We start from the raw sequence: 17,905 nt of genomic DNA, 5'->3' as shown, positions 1-17,905 counted from the left end.
GTCATGGGGTGCTCCGGTCGGTACGGGCCCCGTCGTCAGCGTGCTCGTCGTGGTGTCGGCGGGAGTCGACACGGACGGGTCGTGCACGCACCAGCAGGTCGGGGCCGAGGCTGGTGGTCGATAGTACGTCCAACCGCAGACGCTGGTTCATGCTTCCCACGCCGATGTCGGAAAGTGCAACACGCGGACCGCCGAGCAGCACCGGGGCCAGGTAGACGAGGACCTCGTCGACGAGTCCAGCCGCGATGAAGGCGGACGCGACGGTGGGGCCACCCTCGACGAACACCGTGCGGACGCCCCGGTCCGCCAGCGAGCCCAGCGCGACGTGGAGGTCGTGGCCGGGCAGGTGCACCAGCCCGCGCGGGTGTGCGCGGACGGCGGCGTCGCCGGGCACGGCACGGTCGCCGAGCACGACGGGCAGCGGCTGGTCGGCCAGGAACTCGCCGGCGTCACCCCGCGCGGTCAGCGACGGGTCGTCCGCCAGGACGGTGCCGGTCCCGACCAGGATCGCGTCGTGCGCGGCGCGCTGCTCGTGCACGTGCTGCCGGGCGGCCGCGCCGGTGATCCACCGGCTCGTGCCGTCCGCCGCGGCGGTGCGGCCGTCGAGGCTCGACGCCCACTTCACGGTCACCCACGGGCGCCCCCGGCGGACCGACAGCAGCCAGCGCTCGAGGAAGGCGGACGCCTGGTCGGCGAGCACGCCGGACACGACGTCGACGCCGGCCGCGCGGAGTCGGTCGGCACCGCCGTGCGCCTGCGGACCGGGGTCGTCGATCGCGTACACGACCCGACCGACACCGGCCTCGATGAGCGCCACCGAGCAGGGCCCGGTCCGGCCGGTGTGGTCGCACGGTTCGAGGGTGACGACGACGGTCGCACCCCGGAGCTGGTCCGGCGTGAGCCGCGACATCGCGTCGACCTCGGCATGGGGTGTGCCGGCACCGCGGTGCCAGCCCTCGGCCAGCGTGGTGCCGTCCGGAGCGAGCACGACGGCACCGACCCGGGCGTGGTCGCCCACGACGGGTCCCTGGGCCGCGAGCTCGAGACCACGGCGCATGGCCTGGACCTCGGTCGCGGACGCCCCTGACGACGTTCGCTCGTTCACGGACCGAGACTACCGGCGCGACCGGCCTCTGGACGCCCGGCGCCGTACGACTCGGCCGGCCAGGGCAGGTCCGACGCGGGCACCCCGTCGGCACGGAGCAGCCCCTTCCACGCCGGCGTGGGGCCGCCGTCGCGGCTGGGGATGTCGGCGTCGCCGGTGCCGGTGTAGGCGAAGCCGGCGCGACGGGCGACGGCGGCCGACGCCGTGTTGCCGACGTAGCACTCCCACGACACGTCGGGCGCCCCGCGGTCGAACGCCCAGTCGACGACGAGCGACACCGCCTCGTGCACCAGGCCACGGCCCCGTGCCGACGGCGCGAGCCAGAACCCGAGGTCGCGCCGCTCGGTGCGCCACGAGACCACGCCGTCGAGCCACGTCGAGCCCGGTCGCCGGATCGCCCAGGTGTACTCGCGGTCGGACGCCCAGCCGGGGCCGACGAGCGCGTCGACGAAGGCGTTCGCGTCCTGCGGCCGGTACGGCGTGGGGATCGTGGTCCAGCGGACGACCTCGGGGTCCTGGCAGCCCTCGGTGATCGCGACGGTGTCCGCGCGCGTCGGGACCTCGAGCAGCACCCGCTCCGAGCGCAGCGTGACGGGCAGCACGTCAGCGACGACCGCGCGGCACGAAGCCGATGCGGTCGTACACCCGGGCGAGGGTGTCCTCGGCGATCGCGGACGCGCGGTCGGCACCGACGGCGAGCAGTCGGTCGAGCTCGGCCGGGTCGTCGAGGAGCTCGTGCGTGCGCGCGCGCACCGGCTCGATCTCGGCGACGACGGCGTCCGCCACCTCGGCCTTGAGGTCGCCGTAGCCCTTGCCCGCGAACGCGTCCTCGAGCGACGCGACCGGCGTGCGCGTGAACGCCGACAGGATCGCCAGCAGGTTCGTCACCCCGGGCTTGGCGGCACGGTCGGCCCGGATCTCGCGCTCGGTGTCGGTCACCGCGGAGCGGATCTTCTTGGCCGTGCGCTTCGGGTCGTCGAGCAGGCGGACGAGACCGTTGTCCGACGCGGCGGACTTGCTCATCTTGCTCGTGGGGTCCTGCAGGTCGTAGATGCGTGCGGTCTCGGTGCCGATCTGCGCGGTCGGCACGACGAAGGTCTCGCCGAACCGGGAGTTGAAGCGGTTGGCCAGGTCGCGGGTGAGTTCGACGTGCTGGCGCTGGTCGTCGCCGACCGGCACCACGGCGGTGTCGTAGAGCAGGATGTCCGCCGCCATCAGCACGGGGTAGGTGAACAGGCCCACCGACGCCGCCTCGGCACCCTGGCGCGCGGACTTGTCCTTGAACTGCGTCATCCGGCTGGCCTCGCCGAAGCCCGTCAGCGTGTTGAGGACCCAGGCGAGCTCGGCGTGCGCCGGCACGTGGGACTGCACGAACAGGGTGGACTTCGACGGGTCGATGCCCGAGGCGATGTACTGCGCCGCGGTCGCCCGGGTGCTCGCGCGGAGTTCCGCCGGGTCCTGCGGCGAGGTGATGGCGTGCATGTCGACGACGCAGTAGATCGCGTCGTGCTCGTCCTGCAGGTCGCGCCACTGCATGAGCGCCCCGATGTAGTTGCCGAGGTGGAGCGAGCCGGCGGACGGCTGGATGCCCGAGAAGATGCGGGTCTTGGTCATGGTGCGGGTCCTGTACGTGACGTGCTGGGAGGTGGGGGAGTCAGAGTTCGTAGTCGACGACCACGGGGGCGTGGTCGGACCATCGCTGGTCGTACGCGTCGGCGCGGTCGACCGTGTACGAACGGACCTTCGCCGCGAGCTCGGGCGTGGCCATCTGGTAGTCGATGCGCCAGCCGGAGTCGTTGTCGAAGGCCTGGCCGCGCCAGGACCACCACGTGTACGGACCGTCGACGTCGCCCGCCTGGTCGCGACCGACGTCGACCCACCCGAGACCGGGGCCGGTGGAGTCGTCAGCCCCGGTGACGTCGGTGCCCTCGGCGCCGAAGAAGCGGCTGAAGTACGCGCGCTCCCGCGGCAGGAAGCCGGCACGCTTGACGTTGCCCTTCCAGTTCTTGATGTCACGCTCGTCGTGCCCGACGTTCAGGTCACCGACGACGACCGCGAGCGGGTTGTGGGCGCGCAGAGCGGGCAGCCGCTCGGTCATGGCGTCGAGGAACTGCCACTTCTGCTCCTGCTTGTCGGTGCCGACCTCGCCCGAGTGCACGTACGTCGACACCACCGTCACGAGGGTGCCGCCGATCTCGTAGTCCGCTTCGAGCCAGCGACCGGCGGAGTCGAACTCCGACGGGCCGAGCTCGACGCGGTGGATGTGCGCCCGGTGCTTCGACGCGATGGCGACCCCGGCGCGGCCCTTGGCCGATGCGGGGTCGTGCACGACGTCCCACTCGTCGCCGAGCAGCCCGGTCAGGTCGTCGGTCGACGCGCGCACCTCTTGCAGCGCCAGCACGTCGACGTCACGCGTGGCCAGCCAGTCGCCCATGCCCTTGCGGAAGGCGGCGCGGACGCCGTTCACGTTGACGGATGCGAGGCGCAGGCGGGTCATGCCGACCACCTTATCGGCGGGGTGGGACGTGCAGGACGACCGACCTCGCAGGCTCGGCCGGCGCTGGCGCCGCGCGCCGCTGGCGCGTTGCAACATGCGGAGCGCGCGCGGGAGGCCCGTGGCTGCGCAGCCACGGGCCTCCCGTCCGTCTGGTGGTCGCGTCGAGGACGCGACGGTCGCGGTCAGGCCGCGTCGTGGTCCGTCTTCAGGAACTCGACCAGGCTGTCCGCGGTGGTCTCGGCGTCGTCGCCGGACACCGTCAGCGTGACCTCGTCGCCGTTCTCGACGCCCAGGCCGAGCAGGCCGAGGATGCTACCGGCGTTCGCGGACTTGTCGCCCTTGGCGATCGTGACCTGGTGGCCCGACGCGGTGACGGTCTGGACGAACAGGGACGCCGGGCGGGCGTGCAGCCCGGATCCGCTGGCGACGGTGACGGTGCGGGTGGCTTCGGACATCGATTGACTCCTCGTCGATGGGTGGTGCGCTCATGGTAGCGAGCGGCCGGGGGTGGGTCGGACGGAACGGTCAGGGACGGCCGGGCCAGAACACCTCGGTGCCGGCGGCCTCGACCTCGCGGACCAGGTCGAGGTTCACGCCGGGGTCGGTGATGATCGTGTCGATCGCGGCCAGGGGTGCGACGCGGCCGAACTCCTCGCGACCGAACTTCGTGTGGTCCGCCAGCAGGATGCTCCGGCGCGCGGACTTGATCATCGCGGACTTGACCGCGGCCTCGGCCATGTTGTGGGTCGTCAGGCCGCGCTCGGGGGTGATGCCGTTGATGCTGATGAACGCGACGTCGACGCTGACCATCCCGATCAGCTGGTGCGTCCAGGTGCCGACGCCGGCGAGCGAGTCGCTGCGGATGTTGCCACCGAGCAGGTGCAGGTCGATGCCCGCGCGGTTCGCCACCGCCATCGCGACCGGCAGCGAGTGGGTGACCACCGTCAGCCCGCGGTCGGTCGGCAGCATCTCGGCCAGGCAGATCGTCGACGTGCCCGCGTCGATCATGATCGAGCCGTTCTCGGGGAGCTCCTCGAGTGCGGCCTCGGCGATGACCATCTTCTCGGTCTGGTTGATGCCGCCGCGGTCGCCGACCCCGGGGTGCAGCGTGATGCGCTCGACCGGGATGGCACCGCCGTGTGCGCGGCGGACGAGTCCGCGGCGCTCGAGCGAGGTGAGGTCGCGACGGATGGTCTCCGGGGTCACCTCGAGGAGCTCGGCGAGGTCCTTGACGTCGACCCGGCCAGCGGCACGCGCCTGGTCGACGATGCGCTGGTGGCGCTCTGGTGCGTACATGGGACCTCGTCGTCGGGCTCGGATCGGGGCGGAACGGACACGGACGGGCAGATTCCGCCGGAGGAGACCCGGAGTGGGGGTGACCCCAGACGGAAACGGGCATCTGTTTGTGTATTTTTATCCCCGGATGTGTTTGTTTGTCAACGCGGATCGATGTAGTGTGCTCCACAGCCGCACGGACGTGGTCCGCTTCGTGTGCGCAGCACCGAACCGAACCACCCCACCGCAAGCGCGCGTGAGATGAAGGAGTCTCGAATGCCCGAACTGCTCGGAACCGGCGTCGGCCGTGGCGTCGCCCACGGCCCCGTGCTCCGCATGGCGGACCCGCTCGGCGAACCGTCGACGGCGGCACTCGAGGGCTCGGCGGACGACGCCAAGCAGGCCGTGCACGCGGCGCTCGCCGCGGTGGCCGAGGACCTCAACAAGCGCGGGCAGCTCGCCGGTGGCGATGCCCAGGCCGTGCTCGAGGCCCAGGCGCTCATGGCGCAGGACCCGACGCTGCTCGACGACGTGCACGCCCGCATCGACGGCGGCACCAACGCCGAGCGCGCCGTGTTCGAGGCGTTCGGCCAGTTCCGCGACCTGCTCGTCTCGATCGGTGGGTACATGGGGGAGCGGGCGACCGACCTCGACGACGTCGCCCAGCGCATCATCGCCAAGCTCCGCGGCGTGCACGCCCCCGGTGTCCCCGAGTCGGACACCCCGTTCGTGCTCGTCGCCCGTGACCTCGCGCCGGCGGACACTGCACTCCTCGACCTCGACAAGGTCCTCGCACTCGTCACCCGCGACGGCGGCCCGACCTCGCACACGGCGATCCTCGCCCGTGCCAAGGGCATCACCGCGATCGTCGGGGTGGCCGGCGCGGACGACCTGTCCGACGGCACCCACGTCGTCGTCGACGCCGCGGCCGGCACCGTCGTGACCGACCCCTCGCCGGAGCTCGTCGCCGACGTCGACCAGCGCATCGCCGACCGCCTCGCCGCCGCAGCCGCACCGCTCACCGCCGGTGCCCTGTCCGACGGCCACCTCGTGCCGCTCCTGGCGAACCTCGGCAGCCCCGCCGACGCCGCGGGCGCCGTTGCTCTCGGTGCGGAGGGCGTGGGGCTCTTCCGCACCGAGTTCCTCTTCCTCGACTCGCCGAAGGCACCGACGGTGGCCGAGCAGCAGGAGTCCTACCGCCAGCTCCTCGCCGCGTTCCCCGGCAAGAAGGTCGTCGTCCGGGCGCTCGACGCGGGCGCAGACAAGCCGCTGCCGTTCCTCACCGACAAGGACGAGGAGAACCCGGCGCTCGGCCGTCGTGGGCTCCGCGCGCTCCGGAACCACCCCGAGGTGCTGCGCGACCAGCTCACCGCCCTCGCCCAGGCCGATGCCGAGACCGAAGCGGACCTGTGGGTGATGGCGCCGATGGTCGCCGACGCCGAGGAGACCGAGTACTTCGTCGACCTGGCCCGCGAGCTCGGGATCCGCACCGCGGGCGTGATGGCCGAGGTCCCCTCGCTCGCGCTCATGGCCGAACAGGTCTTCCAGTCCGCCGACTTCGTGTCGATCGGCACGAACGACCTGACGCAGTACACGATGGCTGCCGACCGCATGCTCGGCACCGTCGCGTCCTACCAGGACCCGTGGCACCCGGCCGTCCTGCGCCTCGTCGCGCAGCTCGGCAGCGCCGGTGCCGATGCGGGCAAGGGGGTCGGCATCTGCGGCGAGGCCGCGGCCGACCCGCTGCTCGCCGTCGTCCTGGTCGGCCTCGGCGCCACCACCCTCTCCATGACCCCCGCGGCCCTCGCCGACGTGCGCGCCGAACTCGGCAGGCACACGCTCGACGAAGCCCGCGAGATGGCCCGGGCGGCACTCGCCGCGTCCACTGCGGCGGCTGCCAAGTCCGCTGCGGCGGCCGCGCACGCCGTCTAGCCCCTGCTCCACAACCCGTCACCCTCCACGCAGCAGCACCACCACACAGAAAGTCATCGCACATGACAACGTCGTCCGTTGCAGCGCCTGACGCTCCCGCGAAGTCGCGGGGAGGCGCACGCGTCGCCGTCCAGAAGTTCGGCACGTTCCTCTCCGGCATGGTCATGCCCAACATCGCGATCTTCATCGCGTGGGGCATCATCACCGCGTTCTTCATCCAGACCGGCTGGACGCCCGTCGGCGTCCTCGGTGGCTTCGGTGAGACCGCCGGGGTCGCCAACCCCGGGCTCGTCGGCCCGATCCTGACCTACCTGATCCCGCTCGCGATCGCGATCCAGGGCGGCCGGATGGTCTACGAGACCCGCGGCGCGGTCGTCGGCTCGATCATGACCATGGGCGTCATCGTCGGGGCCTCGGGCACCACGATGATCCTCGGTGCGATGATCTGCGGGCCGCTCGGCGCGTACCTGATCAAGCAGATCGACAAGATCTGGGACGGCAAGATCAAGCCGGGCTTCGAGATGCTCGTCAACAACTACGCGGCCGGCATCCTCGGCTTCGTGCTCGCGATGATCGGGTTCTTCTGGCTCGCGCCGCTGTTCAAGCTCATCGCCGAGGGCCTCGGCGACGCCGTGAACTTCCTCGTGCAGCACTCGCTGCTGCCCGTCGCGAGCATCATCATCGAGCCCGCCAAGGTGTTCTTCCTCAACAACGCCATCAACCACGGCGTGCTCGACCAGCTCGGCGCGCAGCAGGTCCAGGAGTCCGGCAAGAGCATCCTCTTCCTGCTCGAGGCGAACCCCGGCCCCGGCCTCGGCATCCTGCTCGCCTTCACCTTCTTCGGTGTCGGCATCGCCCGCTCGACCGCTCCCGGCGCGATCATCATCCAGTTCTTCGGCGGCATCCACGAGATCTACTTCCCGTACGTGCTGCAGAAGCCGGTCCTGTTCATCGCCGTCATCCTCGGTGGTGCGACCGGTGTCGCCACGAACGTCGCGTTCAAGTCCGGTCTGGTCGCGCCTGCGTCGCCGGGTTCGATCTTCGCGGTGCTCGGCGCCACGGAGCGCAACAGCTTCCTCGGCGTCATCCTGTCCGTGGTGCTGTCGGCCGCGGTGTCCTTCGCCGTCGCGTCGTTCTTCCTCATCACGACCCGCAAGCGCGACCTGGCGAACGGCGGCGGCGACATGAGCGCCGCGATGGCCAAGCTGCAGGCGAACAAGGGCCGCGACGTCAACGCCGCGACCGCCGGCCTGCTCGGCAACAACTCGCCCGCCAACGAGGAAGAGGCCGAGGCGTCCCTCGGCGGCGTCGGCTCGGCCAGTACCGCGACGGCCACCCGCGTGCAGAACGTGGTGTTCGCCTGCGACGCCGGCATGGGCTCCAGCGCGATGGGCGCCAGCGTCCTGCGCAACAAGGTGAAGAAGGCCGGCATCGAGGGCGTCACCGTCGTCAACAAGGCCATCGCGAACCTGACGGGTGACGAGGACCTCATCATCACGCAGGAGGAACTGACGGACCGCGCGAAGCAGAAGAACCCGAACGCACAGCACGTGTCGGTCGGCAACTTCATGAACGCACCGCAGTACGACCAGGTCGTCGAGCAGCTGAAGAACCAGTAACGACCGCTGGTCCGACGACCAGTCAACGAGAGCACGATGGAGAGGGGACGGGCGACCGTCCCCTCTCGTCATCACGATCCACGAACGAAGGAGAACCCCCGATGCCCGTCCTGCAGGAGAGCCAGATCCGGATCCACACCGAGGACACCGCCCCGACCAAGTCGGAGGCGATGAAGGAGGCTGCCGAGATCCTCGAGGCTGCGGGCGCGGTCACGGCGGACTACTACCCGGCGATGCTCGAGCGCGAGAAGAGCGTCTCGACGTACATGGGCAACTTCCTCGCCATCCCGCACGGCACGAACGACGCCAAGGACGCCATCAAGTCCTCGGCGCTGTCGTTCATCCGCTACGCGGCACCGATTGACTGGGACGGCAACGAGGTCCGGTTCGTCGTCGGCATCGCCGGCGTCAACAACGAGCACCTCGACATCCTCTCCAAGATCGCGATCGTGTTCTCGGACGAGGACGAGGTCGCCAAGCTGACCGACGCCCCCGACACCGCGGCCATCCTGGCGATCCTGGGCGAGGTCAACGAGTGAGCGACGGACAGCGCACCGCGGTCCACTTCGGCGCCGGCAACATCGGCCGCGGGTTCGTCGGGCTGCTGCTGCACCAGGCGGGCTACGAGGTCGTCTTCGCCGACGTCGCCGCCCCGCTCATCGACGCCCTCGCCGCGGCGGACTCGTACACCGTGCACGAGGTCGGCCAGGACGCCCAGGACCACGAGGTCACGGGCTTCCGCGCACTGAACAGCGCGCAGGACGAGCAGGCCGTGGTCGACGCGATCGCCACCGCCGAGGTCGTCACGTGCGCCGTCGGGCCGAACGTGCTCAAGTTCATCGCACCGGTCATCGCGAAGGGCCTCGCCGCACGCGATGCCGACGCGGCCCCGATCGCCGTGATGGCCTGCGAGAACGCGCTCAACGCCACCGACATCCTGCGCGGCTTCGTCGTCGACGCGCTCCCGGCCGACACCCGCGACCAGGCCCTCGCCAAGGCGGTCTTCGCGAACACCGCGGTCGACCGCATCGTCCCGGCCCAGGCTGCCGACGGCGGCCTCGACGTCACGGTCGAGACCTACTTCGAGTGGGCGATCGACCGCACCCCGTTCGGCGGGCACGAGCCGGAGATCCCCGGCGCGCACTACGTCGACGGGCTCGCGGCCTCGATCGAGCGCAAGCTCTTCACCGTCAACACGGGCCACGCCACCGTCGCGTACCACGGCTTCCTCGCCGGTGCGGACAAGATCTCCGACGCGATCGCGATCCCCGCGGTGCGCTCCGAGCTGGAGTCGGTGCTCGCCGAGACGAGCGACCTGCTGGTCCGTCGGCACGAGCTCGACCCCGAGGTGCACCGCGCCTACGTGCAGGCGATCATCGCCCGGTTCGAGAACGTGCACCTGCCCGACACGGTCACCCGTGTCGGCCGGCAGCCGCTCCGCAAGCTGTCCCGCGACGAGCGCTTCGTCTCACCCGCTGCCGCGCTGGCCGAGGACGGCACCGAGCCGACTGCGCTGCTCGGCGCGATGGGTGCGGCGCTCCGTTTCGACGTCCCCGACGACGAACAGAGCGTCGAACTGCAGGCGCTGCTCGCCTCGGACCAGTCCGACGCCGAGGTCGTGACGCAGATCACGGGCCTCGAGCAGCAGCACCCGCTGCACGCCGCCTTCGCCGAGCGGGTGCGGTCCGCGCGCGCCTGACGGTCCGACGCGACCCCCTGACAGGACGGGAGCCCCAGGTGCCAGCTGGCACCGGGCCTCCTGTCCGTCAGGGGGTCGCGCCTCAGGCGCCCCGGAGCGTCAGCCCGCCGTGGCGGACCGTCAGGACCGCCTGGACCACGGTGCCGAACGGGTCGCCGTCGAGCTGGACCTGCTGCGGTTCGTCGAGCGTCATCGCGAGCCGCCGGGCGGTCGTGTAGCCCAGTGCGCGCGACTTCGGGAGGAACCACGCGAGCAGGCGTCCGAAGCGCGTGCGGTGGTGGAACCGGTTCATGGACAGCCCCCAGCCGACCTTGGTCCACCCCATCGCGCCGTCCGGCCGGAACGCGACGGCGTCGAGCACCCCGTCGTCGGGCCGCGCCGCCGGCAGCAGGAGCACGCCGGCGGTCAGCGTGCCGCAGTTCCCGACGATGACGGTGTGCGCGCGCATGCTCCGCTCCGGCGCGTCGTCCAACCGGTAGCGCAGTTCGATGCGGCGGTTCCCGAGCACCGACCGCGCGATCGGGTCGGAGTACGCGACCCAGCCGAAGTGCTTCTTGAGCCGGGCGTTCGTGTTCGCCGCCATGCTCGCGTCGAGGCCGATGCCCGCCATCACCAGGAAGGCGTGCCGTGTCGTGGTGCCGTCCGCCCGCGTGAGGTCCGCGAAGGCGATGTCCACCTGCCGGTCGGTTCCGCGGAAGGCCCTGCGGACCGCCCCCGTGACGTCGTTCAGGCGCACCCCGAGGTTCCGCGCGTACAGGTTGCCCGTCCCGGTCGGGACCAGGGCGAGCGGGATGCCGGACTCGTGGAGTTCCTCGGCGGCGACCCGGAGCGTGCCGTCGCCACCCGCCACGAGGACCACGTCGGCACCGCTGTCCCGCGCCGCGCGTGCCGCCGCACGGCCGTCGTCGTCCCGGGCGGTCTCGAACCAGCGGGTGTCGGCCCACCCGAGGGTCTCCCGTTCAGTCGTCACCGCGGCGCGGAGCACGCGGACGTCGATGCCCGACGGGTTGACGACGACCGCGGCCCGAGGTGGACGCGCAGCGGAGGGCTCGGGGGACGACACGGAGCCGAGGGTACCGCGGCGGGGCGTAGCGTCCGGTGCATGACGAAGCAGTGGGTGGCGCCGCGTCCCGGCGCGAGCGAGGTCCTGGAGTCCATCGACGTCGACGTGCGGCCGCCGGGTCCGGGCGAGGTCACGATCACCGTCCGGGCCGCCGGCATGAACCCCGCCGACACGAAGCACACGCGTGCCGCCGACTCGTCGGCCTACCCGATCGCGATCGGGTACGAGGTCGCCGGGGTGGTCAGCGCGATGGGTCCCGACACCGAGATCGCCTCCGGTGGCGGTGCCGTCGGCGACGAGGTCCTGGCGTTCCGGGTGTCCGGCGGCTGGACCGAGGAGCTGACGGTGCCCGCTGCCGACGTGTTCGCCAAGCCCGCGTCCCTCGACTTCCCGCAGGCCGCGAACCTGCTGCTGGCCGGCACGACCGCCGCCGACGTGATCCGGGTGACCCGGGCCTCCGGGCGGGACACGGTCCTGCTGCACGGCGCGTCCGGCGCGGTCGGCGTGAGCGTCCTGCAGCAGCTGCGCCCACTGGGCGTCCGCGTCATCGGCACGGCGTCCGAACGCGGTGCGGACACCGTCCGCCGGTACGGCGGCGAGTGGATCGCCTACGGCGACGGTCTGGAGGCCCGGGTGCGTGACCTCGCACCCGACGGGATCGACGTGGCCATCGACTGCGTCGGCACCGACGAGGCGATCGACGTCTCGTTGGCGCTGGTGGCCGACCGGAGCCGGATCGTCACGATCGCCGCGCAGCAGCGTGCGGCCGCCGAGGGCGTCCCGATGGTCGGGGGAGCGCAGCCCGAGAGCAAGGCGTTCCGGGACTCGGTGCGGCAGCGGCTGATCGACCTCGCGGCTGCTGGCCAGCTCGAGGTCCCGGTCGCCCGGACGTTCCCGCTGGCGCAGGCCCGCGAGGCGGCCGAGCTGCTCGAGTCCGGGCACCCCGGGGGCAAGCTGGCACTGGTTCCCTGAGCCGGCGTCGGTTCCCTGAGTCGGCGTCGGGACTGTCGGCGTCAGGGCGGTCGGCGTCGGGATGGTCGGCGTCGGGACGGTCGGTGTCGGGACGGCTGGCCAGGTCGTCTGGTTGACTCGCAGGCGACGACCGTTCGACCCCGAGGGGGACCCCGTGACCGACCAGTACCCGCCGCAGGACCCGTACGCCCAGCCGCCCGGTGCGGCCCACACGCCGCAGTACGGCGCACCGGCGCCGGTCGGCAACGGTGGCGAACCGCCGCTGTGGGCACCGTGGTACGGCATCTCGTTCGGGCGGGCCTTCGGACGCTTCTGGAAGAAGTACGTCCGCTTCGACGGGCGTGCCAGCCGCAGCGAGTTCTGGTGGTGGGTCCTCTGGGCGTTCCTGGCGAGCATCGTCGTGAACATCCTCGACGGCATCCTCGCCAGCGCCACCGGCACGACCGTCACCTCGACCAGCACCGGTTACTTCGGCGTCCGAGCCAGTTCGGACAACTTCGTCGCGGTCCTGCCGGCGACGCTGTGGGGTCTGGCGATCCTGCTGCCCTCGATCGCGCTGCTGATGCGCCGTCTGCACGACGCGGGCCACAGCGGCTGGTGGTGGGTCATCGGTGTCATCCCGATCATCGGCTGGATCGTGCTGTTCATCATGGTGCTGCAGCGGTCCCGTCCCGAGGGGCAGCGGTACGACCGACCCGATCGGGGGTAGTCGGGGACGCTCCGGTGCGCCGCGTGTCTGGTTGACTCGTGCACGACCACCACTCGACCACCAGGGGGACCCCGTGACCGACCAGTACCCGCCGCAGAACCCGTACGGGCAGCAGCCCGGCGGTCAGCCGAACCCGTACGCGCAGCCGAACCAGTACGGTCAGCAGCCCGGTCCGGGCCACGCACCGCAGTACGGGGGCTCGGCGCCCGTCGGCCCGGACGGGGAACCGCCCCTCTGGGCACCCTGGTACGGCATCTCGTTCCCCAAGGCCGCCGCGCGGTTCTGGAAGAAGTACGCGCGGTTCGACGGGCGTGCCAGCCGGAGCGAGTACTGGTGGTGGGTCCTGGCGAACGCGATCGTGCTGTTCGTCATCTACGGGCTGCTCCTGGCCATCGTGATCGGGACCGGCACCGGCTCGGCGTCGAGCAGCGCGACCGGGGTGCAGGCCTCGACCAGTTCGACCTCACCCCTGATCGCTCTCCCCGTCATCCTCGGAGCCCTGTGGGGGCTCGCGACGATCGTGCCGAGCCTCGCGCTCGGCTGGCGCCGGTTGCACGACGCGAACCTGCCCGGTGCCCTGTGGATCATCGCGGTCTTCGTCGGCATCGTCGGCATCGTGTTCGCGCTCCTGCCGTCGAACCCCGAGGGGCAGCGCTTCGACGAGCCCGGCCGCGGCTGACCCGCGCGACGACGAGGAAGGGCCCCGGCGAACGCCGGGGCCCTTCCTCGTGGTGATGGTCGGTCAGACGGCGCGGACCCGCACGAGTGAGCCGTCGACGACGAGGTCGCGGATCGTCGTGGTCGGGTTCGCGATCAGGAAGCGCAGCGCGCCGCCGGGCTGGTCGAACCACGGCGCCACGAAACGGACCGAGACCAGGAACGGACGGTCGACCACGTAGCGGTGGACCTCGGGCGCTGCCGTCACGTGCGGCGGCAGCGAGCGCGCGGGCATCGGGGTGTCGAGCGGGTGCAGCAGGTAGCCGTCCGGTCCACCGATGCGGTCGACGGGAACGCCGGCCGGGATCTGGATCGTCAGGCCGTCTGGCCCGGACTGCCCGACCTGTTGCGCGAGCTGCGGGTACGTCGAGGCCGCGCGGTCCCGCAGCCCGTCGAGCTCGTGCCGCGGGAGGTCGCGCGGTGCCGGGAACGGACGGTTCAGGAAGCGCCGGAGCATCTCCACCGCGTCGTCCTCGCCGCGCGCGGTCGCGAGACGACGGGCGGTGCCGTAGTCGACGACCTCGAGCGCGAAGGTGTCCGCGCCGTCGGCGGGGACGATGCGGAGCGCCCCCTCGACGGGCGGTTCGTGCAGGGTCTCCCCGGGGAGTTGCACGTACCGGATGGTGTACCCGAGCTGGTCGAGGATGGGGCGCGTGTCCGCGAACGTCATGATCGGGAGCCTATCGGGTGCGCCTATGCCCGACCTCGCATGACGGCCTGCTTGACCTCGGAGATCGCCTTGGTCACCTGGATGCCACGCGGGCATGCGTCGGTGCAGTTGAAGGTCGTGCGGCAGCGCCACACGCCTTCCTTGTCGTTGAGGATGTCGAGGCGCACGTCGGCCGCGTCGTCGCGCGAGTCGAAGATGAAGCGGTGCGCGTTGACGATCGCGGCGGGGCCGAAGTACTGCCCGTCGGTCCAGAACACCGGGCACGACGAGGTGCACGCGGCGCACAGGATGCACTTCGTGGTGTCGTCGAAGCGGGCGCGGTCGGCGACTGACTGCACGCGCTCCTTGCCCTTCTCGGGCACCGACTTCGCCTGCAGGAACGGCTGGACCTCGCGGAACGACTTGAAGAAGGGCTCCATGTCGACGATGAGGTCCTTCTCGAGCGGCAGGCCCTTGATGGCCTCGACGTAGATCGGCTTCGAGACGTCGAGGTCCTTGATCAGGGTCTTGCACGCCAGGCGGTTGCGGCCGTTGATGCGCATCGCGTCGGACCCGCACACGCCGTGCGCGCAGGAGCGGCGGAAGGTCAGCGACCCGTCCTGCTCCCACTTGATCTTGTGCAGGGCGTCGAGGATGCGGTCGGTCGGCAGCATCATGACGTCGAAGTCCTGCCAGCGCGGCTCGTCGTCGACGTCCGGGTCGAAACGCCGGACGATGACGGTCACCGGGAACGAACCGGGGGGAGCGTCCTGCACCGTGTCGGTACGGGGGGCGTCGGAGACCAGGGTGTCGGTCATCAGTACTTCCTCTCCATCGGCTCGTACCGCGTCACGACGACGGGCTTCCAGTCGAGTGTGATGTGGTCGTCGGCGAGTGACGAGTGCGGGTCGCCCGTCAGGTACGCCATGGTGTGCTGCATGTAGTTCTCGTCGTCACGCTTGGGGTAGTCGTCACGCATGTGTCCGCCGCGGGACTCCTTGCGGTTGCGCGCCGAGTAGACGACGACCTCGGCCAGGTCGAGCAGGAACCCGAGCTCGACGGCCTCGAGCAGGTCGGTGTTGAACCGCTTGCCCTTGTCCTGGATGGAGACGTTCATGAACCGGTTGCGCAGGGTGTGGATGGTCTCGGTGACGCGGGCCAGGGACTCGTCGGTCCGGAACACCTGCGCGTTCTTGTCCATCTCCTCTTGGAGCTCCTTGCGGAGCAGCGCGACCTTCTCGGTGCCGGTGGCGGCGCGGAGCTGCTCGAGCATGCCGCGCACGTTGGCGGCGGGGTCCTCGGGCAGGGGCAGGAACTCGGCCGTCTGCACCCACTCGGCGGCGTTGTTGCCCGAGCGCTTGCCGAACACGTTGATGTCGAGCAGCGAGTTCGTGCCCAGGCGGTTCGAGCCGTGCACGGAGACGCAGGCGCACTCGCCGGCGGCGTACATGCCGGGCACGACGGTGTCGTTGTCGGCCAGGACCTCGGCCTTGACGTTCGTGGGGATGCCGCCCATGGCGTAGTGCGCGGTCGGCATCACCGGCACGGGCTCGACCACGGGGTCGACGCCGAGGTAGGTGCGCGCGAACTCGGTGATGTCGGGGAGCTTGGTCTCGAGGACCTCGGCGCCCAGGTGGGTGCAGTCGAGCAGCACGTAGTCCTTGTTCGGACCGGCCCCGCGCCCCTCGGCCACTTCCTGCACCATGCAGCGCGCGACGATGTCACGCGGGGCGAGGTCCTTGATGGTCGGGGCGTAGCGCTCCATGAACCGCTCACCCGAGGCGTTGCGGAGGATCGCGCCCTCACCGCGGGCACCCTCGGTGAGCAGGATGCCGAGTCCGGCCAGACCGGTCGGGTGGAACTGGAAGAACTCCATGTCCTCGAGCGGCAGGCCGGTGCGCCAGACGATGCCGACACCGTCGCCGGTCAGGGTGTGCGCGTTCGAGGTGGTCTTGTACATCTTGCCGAAGCCGCCGGTGGCGAAGATCATCGCCTTGGCGTGGAAGACGTGCAGCTCACCGGTCGACAGTTCGAAGGCCACGACGCCCGCGGGCTGCTTGCGGGTGACGCCGTCGTCGCCCACGACGTCGACCATGATGAGGTCGAGTGCGTAGAACTCGTTGAAGAAGTTCACGCCGAGCTTGACGCAGTTCTGGAACAGCGTCTGCAGGATCATGTGCCCGGTGCGGTCGGCGGCGTAGCACGCACGGCGGACCGGCGCCTTGCCGTGGTCCCGCGTGTGCCCACCGAAGCGCCGCTGGTCGATCTTGCCCTCGGGTGTGCGGTTGAACGGCAGACCCATGTTCTCGAGGTCGATCACCGCGTCGATGGCTTCCTTCGCCAGGATCTCGGCGGCGTCCTGGTCGACCAGGTAGTCGCCGCCCTTGATCGTGTCGAAGGTGTGCCACTCCCACGAGTCCTCTTCGACGTTCGCCAGCGCCGCGGCCATGCCACCCTGCGCCGCACCGGTGTGCGACCGGGTCGGGTAGAGCTTCGAGATGACGGCGGTGTTCGCCTTCGGACCGGCTTCGATCGCGGCCCGCATGCCGGCCCCTCCGGCGCCGATGATGACGATGTCGAACTGGTGGTGGTGGACGGTGATGTCGCTCAAGGATGTCTTCCGGTCGGTGGTGCGGCGGGTGCTGACGACGGCCCTGCGGCGGGAGTCGTCGTGGGTGCGGCTACTGCGCGGGGCAGAACGACGGCAGGTCGGCGGCTGCGGCGCCGGCGGGGCACGGGTCGAACGTCCAGCACACCAGGGTGCCGAGGACGATGAGCAGCACGCAGGCGGCGAGGATCGCGACGAGCAGGGTCTTGCGGATGCCCGGCTTGGCGACGTAGTCGTTGACGATGGTGCGCATGCCGTTCGAGCCGTGGATCAGCGCGAGCCAGAGCATGAGGGTGTCCCAGACCTGCCAGAACGGGCTGGCCCACTTGCCGGCGACGAAGGCGAAGTCGATCTGCTTGACGCCTTCGCCGGCCACCATGTTGACGAACAGGTGGCCGAAGATCAGCACGACGAGCAGGATGCCCGAGCCGCGCATGTAGATCCAGCCCCACTTCTCCCAGTTCGTGGTGCGGCGGGCGGCCTCGGCACTGCGAGGGGGCGCGATGGTCTGCGTGGTCATGGTGTGCCCCTGGTTCAGTGGAAGTCGGCGACGAGGTTCATGAGCTGGCGCGGCAGGAAGCCCGCGATCGCCACGGCCCAGAGCACGAGGACGACCCAGAACATGGCGCGCTGGTACTTCGGCCCCTTGGACCAGAAGTCGACCAGGATGATGCGCAGCCCGTTGAACGCGTGGAAGACGATGGCCATCACCAGGGCGATCTCACCGAGGTTCATGATGGGCGTCTTGTACGTGCCGATCACCGCGTTGTATGCCTCGGGGGAGAGCCGCACGAGCGCCGTGTCGAGGATGTGCACGAGCAGGAAGAAGTAGATCGCCACCCCGGTGATGCGGTGCAGCACCCAGGACCACATCCCGACGCTGCCCCGGTACAGGGTGCCCTGGGGCGTGCGTGGTGTGCGCGGCGACTCGATCGCCGACCCGCTGGGTCGTCCGTCTATCGACACCGTGGGTGCGGCTGTCGTCGCCGTACCGCCTGTGGTCTGCTCGGCCATGAGCTCGCCCTTCCGTAGGACTGGCTCGTCGATCGGCGAGCCGTTG

19 protein-coding genes are annotated in these 17,905 nt (G+C 70.8%); 7 read left to right on the top strand and 12 right to left on the bottom strand.

The annotated features are described in order from the left end of the window. Position 1: 1 nt before the first annotated feature. From ribD to DEJ13_RS11840, 6 genes are all read right to left on the bottom strand, one after another. Positions 2-1,057 carry a bifunctional diaminohydroxyphosphoribosylaminopyrimidine deaminase/5-amino-6-(5-phosphoribosylamino)uracil reductase RibD gene (ribD, locus tag DEJ13_RS11865; protein WP_056118678.1) on the bottom strand — a complete coding sequence of 352 codons (1,056 nt, stop codon included), beginning with the start codon at positions 1,055-1,057 and terminating at the stop codon, positions 2-4. 44 nt (positions 1,058-1,101) lie between these two features. Then, on the bottom strand, positions 1,102-1,707 hold the full coding sequence (locus DEJ13_RS11860; protein WP_181436991.1) for a GNAT family N-acetyltransferase: 606 nt from the start codon (positions 1,705-1,707) through the stop codon (positions 1,102-1,104). Position 1,708: 1 nt separating this feature from the next. After that, positions 1,709-2,719 carry a tryptophan--tRNA ligase gene (gene trpS, locus DEJ13_RS11855; RefSeq protein WP_111106576.1) on the bottom strand — a complete coding sequence of 337 codons (1,011 nt, stop codon included), beginning with the start codon at positions 2,717-2,719 and terminating at the stop codon, positions 1,709-1,711. Positions 2,720-2,759: 40 nt separating this feature from the next. Further along, positions 2,760-3,602 carry an exodeoxyribonuclease III gene (locus tag DEJ13_RS11850; protein WP_056118668.1) on the bottom strand — a complete coding sequence of 281 codons (843 nt, stop codon included), beginning with the start codon at positions 3,600-3,602 and terminating at the stop codon, positions 2,760-2,762. A gap of 182 nt (positions 3,603-3,784) precedes the next feature. After that, positions 3,785-4,057 carry an HPr family phosphocarrier protein gene (locus DEJ13_RS11845; protein WP_111106577.1) on the bottom strand — a complete coding sequence of 91 codons (273 nt, stop codon included), beginning with the start codon at positions 4,055-4,057 and terminating at the stop codon, positions 3,785-3,787. Between the two features lie 70 nt (positions 4,058-4,127). Next, positions 4,128-4,898, bottom strand: coding sequence for a DeoR/GlpR family DNA-binding transcription regulator (locus tag DEJ13_RS11840; protein ID WP_056118659.1), 771 nt, complete (start codon positions 4,896-4,898; stop codon positions 4,128-4,130). A gap of 255 nt (positions 4,899-5,153) precedes the next feature. Here DEJ13_RS11840 and ptsP point away from each other — a divergent pair, with 255 nt between their 5' ends. The 4 genes from ptsP to DEJ13_RS11820 all read left to right on the top strand — a co-directional run bounded on the left by ptsP (position 5,154) and on the right by DEJ13_RS11820 (position 10,127). Continuing rightward, a complete protein-coding gene (gene ptsP, locus DEJ13_RS11835; RefSeq protein ID WP_111106578.1) occupies positions 5,154-6,809 on the top strand; it encodes a phosphoenolpyruvate--protein phosphotransferase in 1,656 nt (551 codons plus the stop codon). 62 nt (positions 6,810-6,871) lie between these two features. After that, on the top strand, positions 6,872-8,428 hold the full coding sequence (locus tag DEJ13_RS11830) for a PTS mannitol transporter subunit IIBC (RefSeq protein ID WP_111106579.1): 1,557 nt from the start codon (positions 6,872-6,874) through the stop codon (positions 8,426-8,428). 101 nt (positions 8,429-8,529) lie between these two features. Beyond that, entirely contained in the window at positions 8,530-8,967 is a 438-nt protein-coding gene (locus DEJ13_RS11825; RefSeq protein ID WP_056118651.1) for a PTS mannitol transporter subunit IIA, read from the top strand. After that, positions 8,964-10,127: a mannitol-1-phosphate 5-dehydrogenase gene (locus DEJ13_RS11820; protein WP_111106580.1), complete on the top strand. Its 1,164-nt coding sequence runs from the start codon at positions 8,964-8,966 to the stop codon at positions 10,125-10,127. Before DEJ13_RS11825 ends, DEJ13_RS11820 begins: the two co-directional genes overlap by 4 nt. Before the next feature lie 82 nt (positions 10,128-10,209). Here DEJ13_RS11820 and DEJ13_RS11815 read toward each other — a convergent pair whose 3' ends face one another. Beyond that, positions 10,210-11,190, bottom strand: a complete 981-nt coding sequence (locus tag DEJ13_RS11815) for a diacylglycerol/lipid kinase family protein (protein ID WP_111106581.1) — start codon at positions 11,188-11,190, stop codon at positions 10,210-10,212. Positions 11,191-11,229: 39 nt separating this feature from the next. Here DEJ13_RS11815 and DEJ13_RS11810 point away from each other — a divergent pair, with 39 nt between their 5' ends. The 3 genes from DEJ13_RS11810 (at position 11,230) to DEJ13_RS11800 (ending at position 13,550) form a co-directional block, all read left to right on the top strand. Beyond that, positions 11,230-12,162, top strand: a complete 933-nt coding sequence (locus DEJ13_RS11810) for an NADP-dependent oxidoreductase (RefSeq protein ID WP_111106582.1) — start codon at positions 11,230-11,232, stop codon at positions 12,160-12,162. A gap of 154 nt (positions 12,163-12,316) precedes the next feature. After that, positions 12,317-12,871 (top strand): DUF805 domain-containing protein, encoded by a 555-nt coding sequence (locus DEJ13_RS11805; protein ID WP_082517760.1) that lies wholly within the window; start codon positions 12,317-12,319, stop codon positions 12,869-12,871. A 73-nt stretch (positions 12,872-12,944) separates the two neighbouring features. Continuing rightward, entirely contained in the window at positions 12,945-13,550 is a 606-nt protein-coding gene (locus tag DEJ13_RS11800) for a DUF805 domain-containing protein (protein WP_111106584.1), read from the top strand. Positions 13,551-13,613: 63 nt separating this feature from the next. Here DEJ13_RS11800 and DEJ13_RS11795 read toward each other — a convergent pair whose 3' ends face one another. From DEJ13_RS11795 to sdhC, 5 genes are all read right to left on the bottom strand, one after another. After that, the gene (locus DEJ13_RS11795) at positions 13,614-14,258 is read right to left on the bottom strand and encodes a TNT domain-containing protein (RefSeq protein ID WP_181436992.1); all 645 of its coding nucleotides are present in this window, start codon (positions 14,256-14,258) and stop codon (positions 13,614-13,616) included. Positions 14,259-14,281: 23 nt separating this feature from the next. Continuing rightward, positions 14,282-15,055 (bottom strand): succinate dehydrogenase iron-sulfur subunit, encoded by a 774-nt coding sequence (locus tag DEJ13_RS11790; protein ID WP_056118640.1) that lies wholly within the window; start codon positions 15,053-15,055, stop codon positions 14,282-14,284. Next, the gene (sdhA, locus tag DEJ13_RS11785; protein WP_056118637.1) at positions 15,055-16,848 is read right to left on the bottom strand and encodes a succinate dehydrogenase flavoprotein subunit; all 1,794 of its coding nucleotides are present in this window, start codon (positions 16,846-16,848) and stop codon (positions 15,055-15,057) included. The genes DEJ13_RS11790 and sdhA overlap by 1 nt, the downstream gene beginning before the upstream one ends. 70 nt (positions 16,849-16,918) lie before the next feature. After that, complete coding sequence (gene sdhD, locus DEJ13_RS11780; RefSeq protein WP_056118635.1) at positions 16,919-17,365, bottom strand: succinate dehydrogenase, hydrophobic membrane anchor protein; 447 nt, start codon at positions 17,363-17,365, stop codon at positions 16,919-16,921. Positions 17,366-17,379: 14 nt separating this feature from the next. Beyond that, complete coding sequence (sdhC, locus tag DEJ13_RS11775) at positions 17,380-17,859, bottom strand: succinate dehydrogenase, cytochrome b556 subunit (RefSeq protein ID WP_258374062.1); 480 nt, start codon at positions 17,857-17,859, stop codon at positions 17,380-17,382. Positions 17,860-17,905 lie beyond the last annotated feature (46 nt).

Origin of the sequence: Curtobacterium sp. MCLR17_007 (assembly GCF_003234655.2) — a bacterium.
GTDB lineage: Bacteria > Actinomycetota > Actinomycetes > Actinomycetales > Microbacteriaceae > Curtobacterium.
Note: the sequence above shows the minus strand (reverse complement) of the source record. Positions and strands in the feature narration are given on the sequence as shown.

What these genes read in the sequence shown, in the direction of transcription:
- DEJ13_RS11790 (WP_056118640.1), bottom strand. Translation starts at nt 15,055, where the DNA reads ATGACCGACACCCTGGTCTCCGACGCCCCCCGTACCGACACGGTGCAG.
- DEJ13_RS11830 (WP_111106579.1), top strand. Translation starts at nt 6,872, where the DNA reads ATGACAACGTCGTCCGTTGCAGCGCCTGACGCTCCCGCGAAGTCGCGG.
- trpS (WP_111106576.1), bottom strand. Translation starts at nt 2,719, where the DNA reads ATGACCAAGACCCGCATCTTCTCGGGCATCCAGCCGTCCGCCGGCTCG.
- sdhC (WP_258374062.1), bottom strand. Translation starts at nt 17,859, where the DNA reads ATGGCCGAGCAGACCACAGGCGGTACGGCGACGACAGCCGCACCCACG.
- DEJ13_RS11825 (WP_056118651.1), top strand. Translation starts at nt 8,530, where the DNA reads ATGCCCGTCCTGCAGGAGAGCCAGATCCGGATCCACACCGAGGACACC.
- DEJ13_RS11810 (WP_111106582.1), top strand. Translation starts at nt 11,230, where the DNA reads ATGACGAAGCAGTGGGTGGCGCCGCGTCCCGGCGCGAGCGAGGTCCTG.
- ptsP (WP_111106578.1), top strand. Translation starts at nt 5,154, where the DNA reads ATGCCCGAACTGCTCGGAACCGGCGTCGGCCGTGGCGTCGCCCACGGC.
- sdhD (WP_056118635.1), bottom strand. Translation starts at nt 17,365, where the DNA reads ATGACCACGCAGACCATCGCGCCCCCTCGCAGTGCCGAGGCCGCCCGC.
- DEJ13_RS11845 (WP_111106577.1), bottom strand. Translation starts at nt 4,057, where the DNA reads ATGTCCGAAGCCACCCGCACCGTCACCGTCGCCAGCGGATCCGGGCTG.
- ribD (WP_056118678.1), bottom strand. Translation starts at nt 1,057, where the DNA reads ATGCGCCGTGGTCTCGAGCTCGCGGCCCAGGGACCCGTCGTGGGCGAC.
- DEJ13_RS11840 (WP_056118659.1), bottom strand. Translation starts at nt 4,898, where the DNA reads ATGTACGCACCAGAGCGCCACCAGCGCATCGTCGACCAGGCGCGTGCC.
- DEJ13_RS11795 (WP_181436992.1), bottom strand. Translation starts at nt 14,258, where the DNA reads ATGACGTTCGCGGACACGCGCCCCATCCTCGACCAGCTCGGGTACACC.
- DEJ13_RS11850 (WP_056118668.1), bottom strand. Translation starts at nt 3,602, where the DNA reads ATGACCCGCCTGCGCCTCGCATCCGTCAACGTGAACGGCGTCCGCGCC.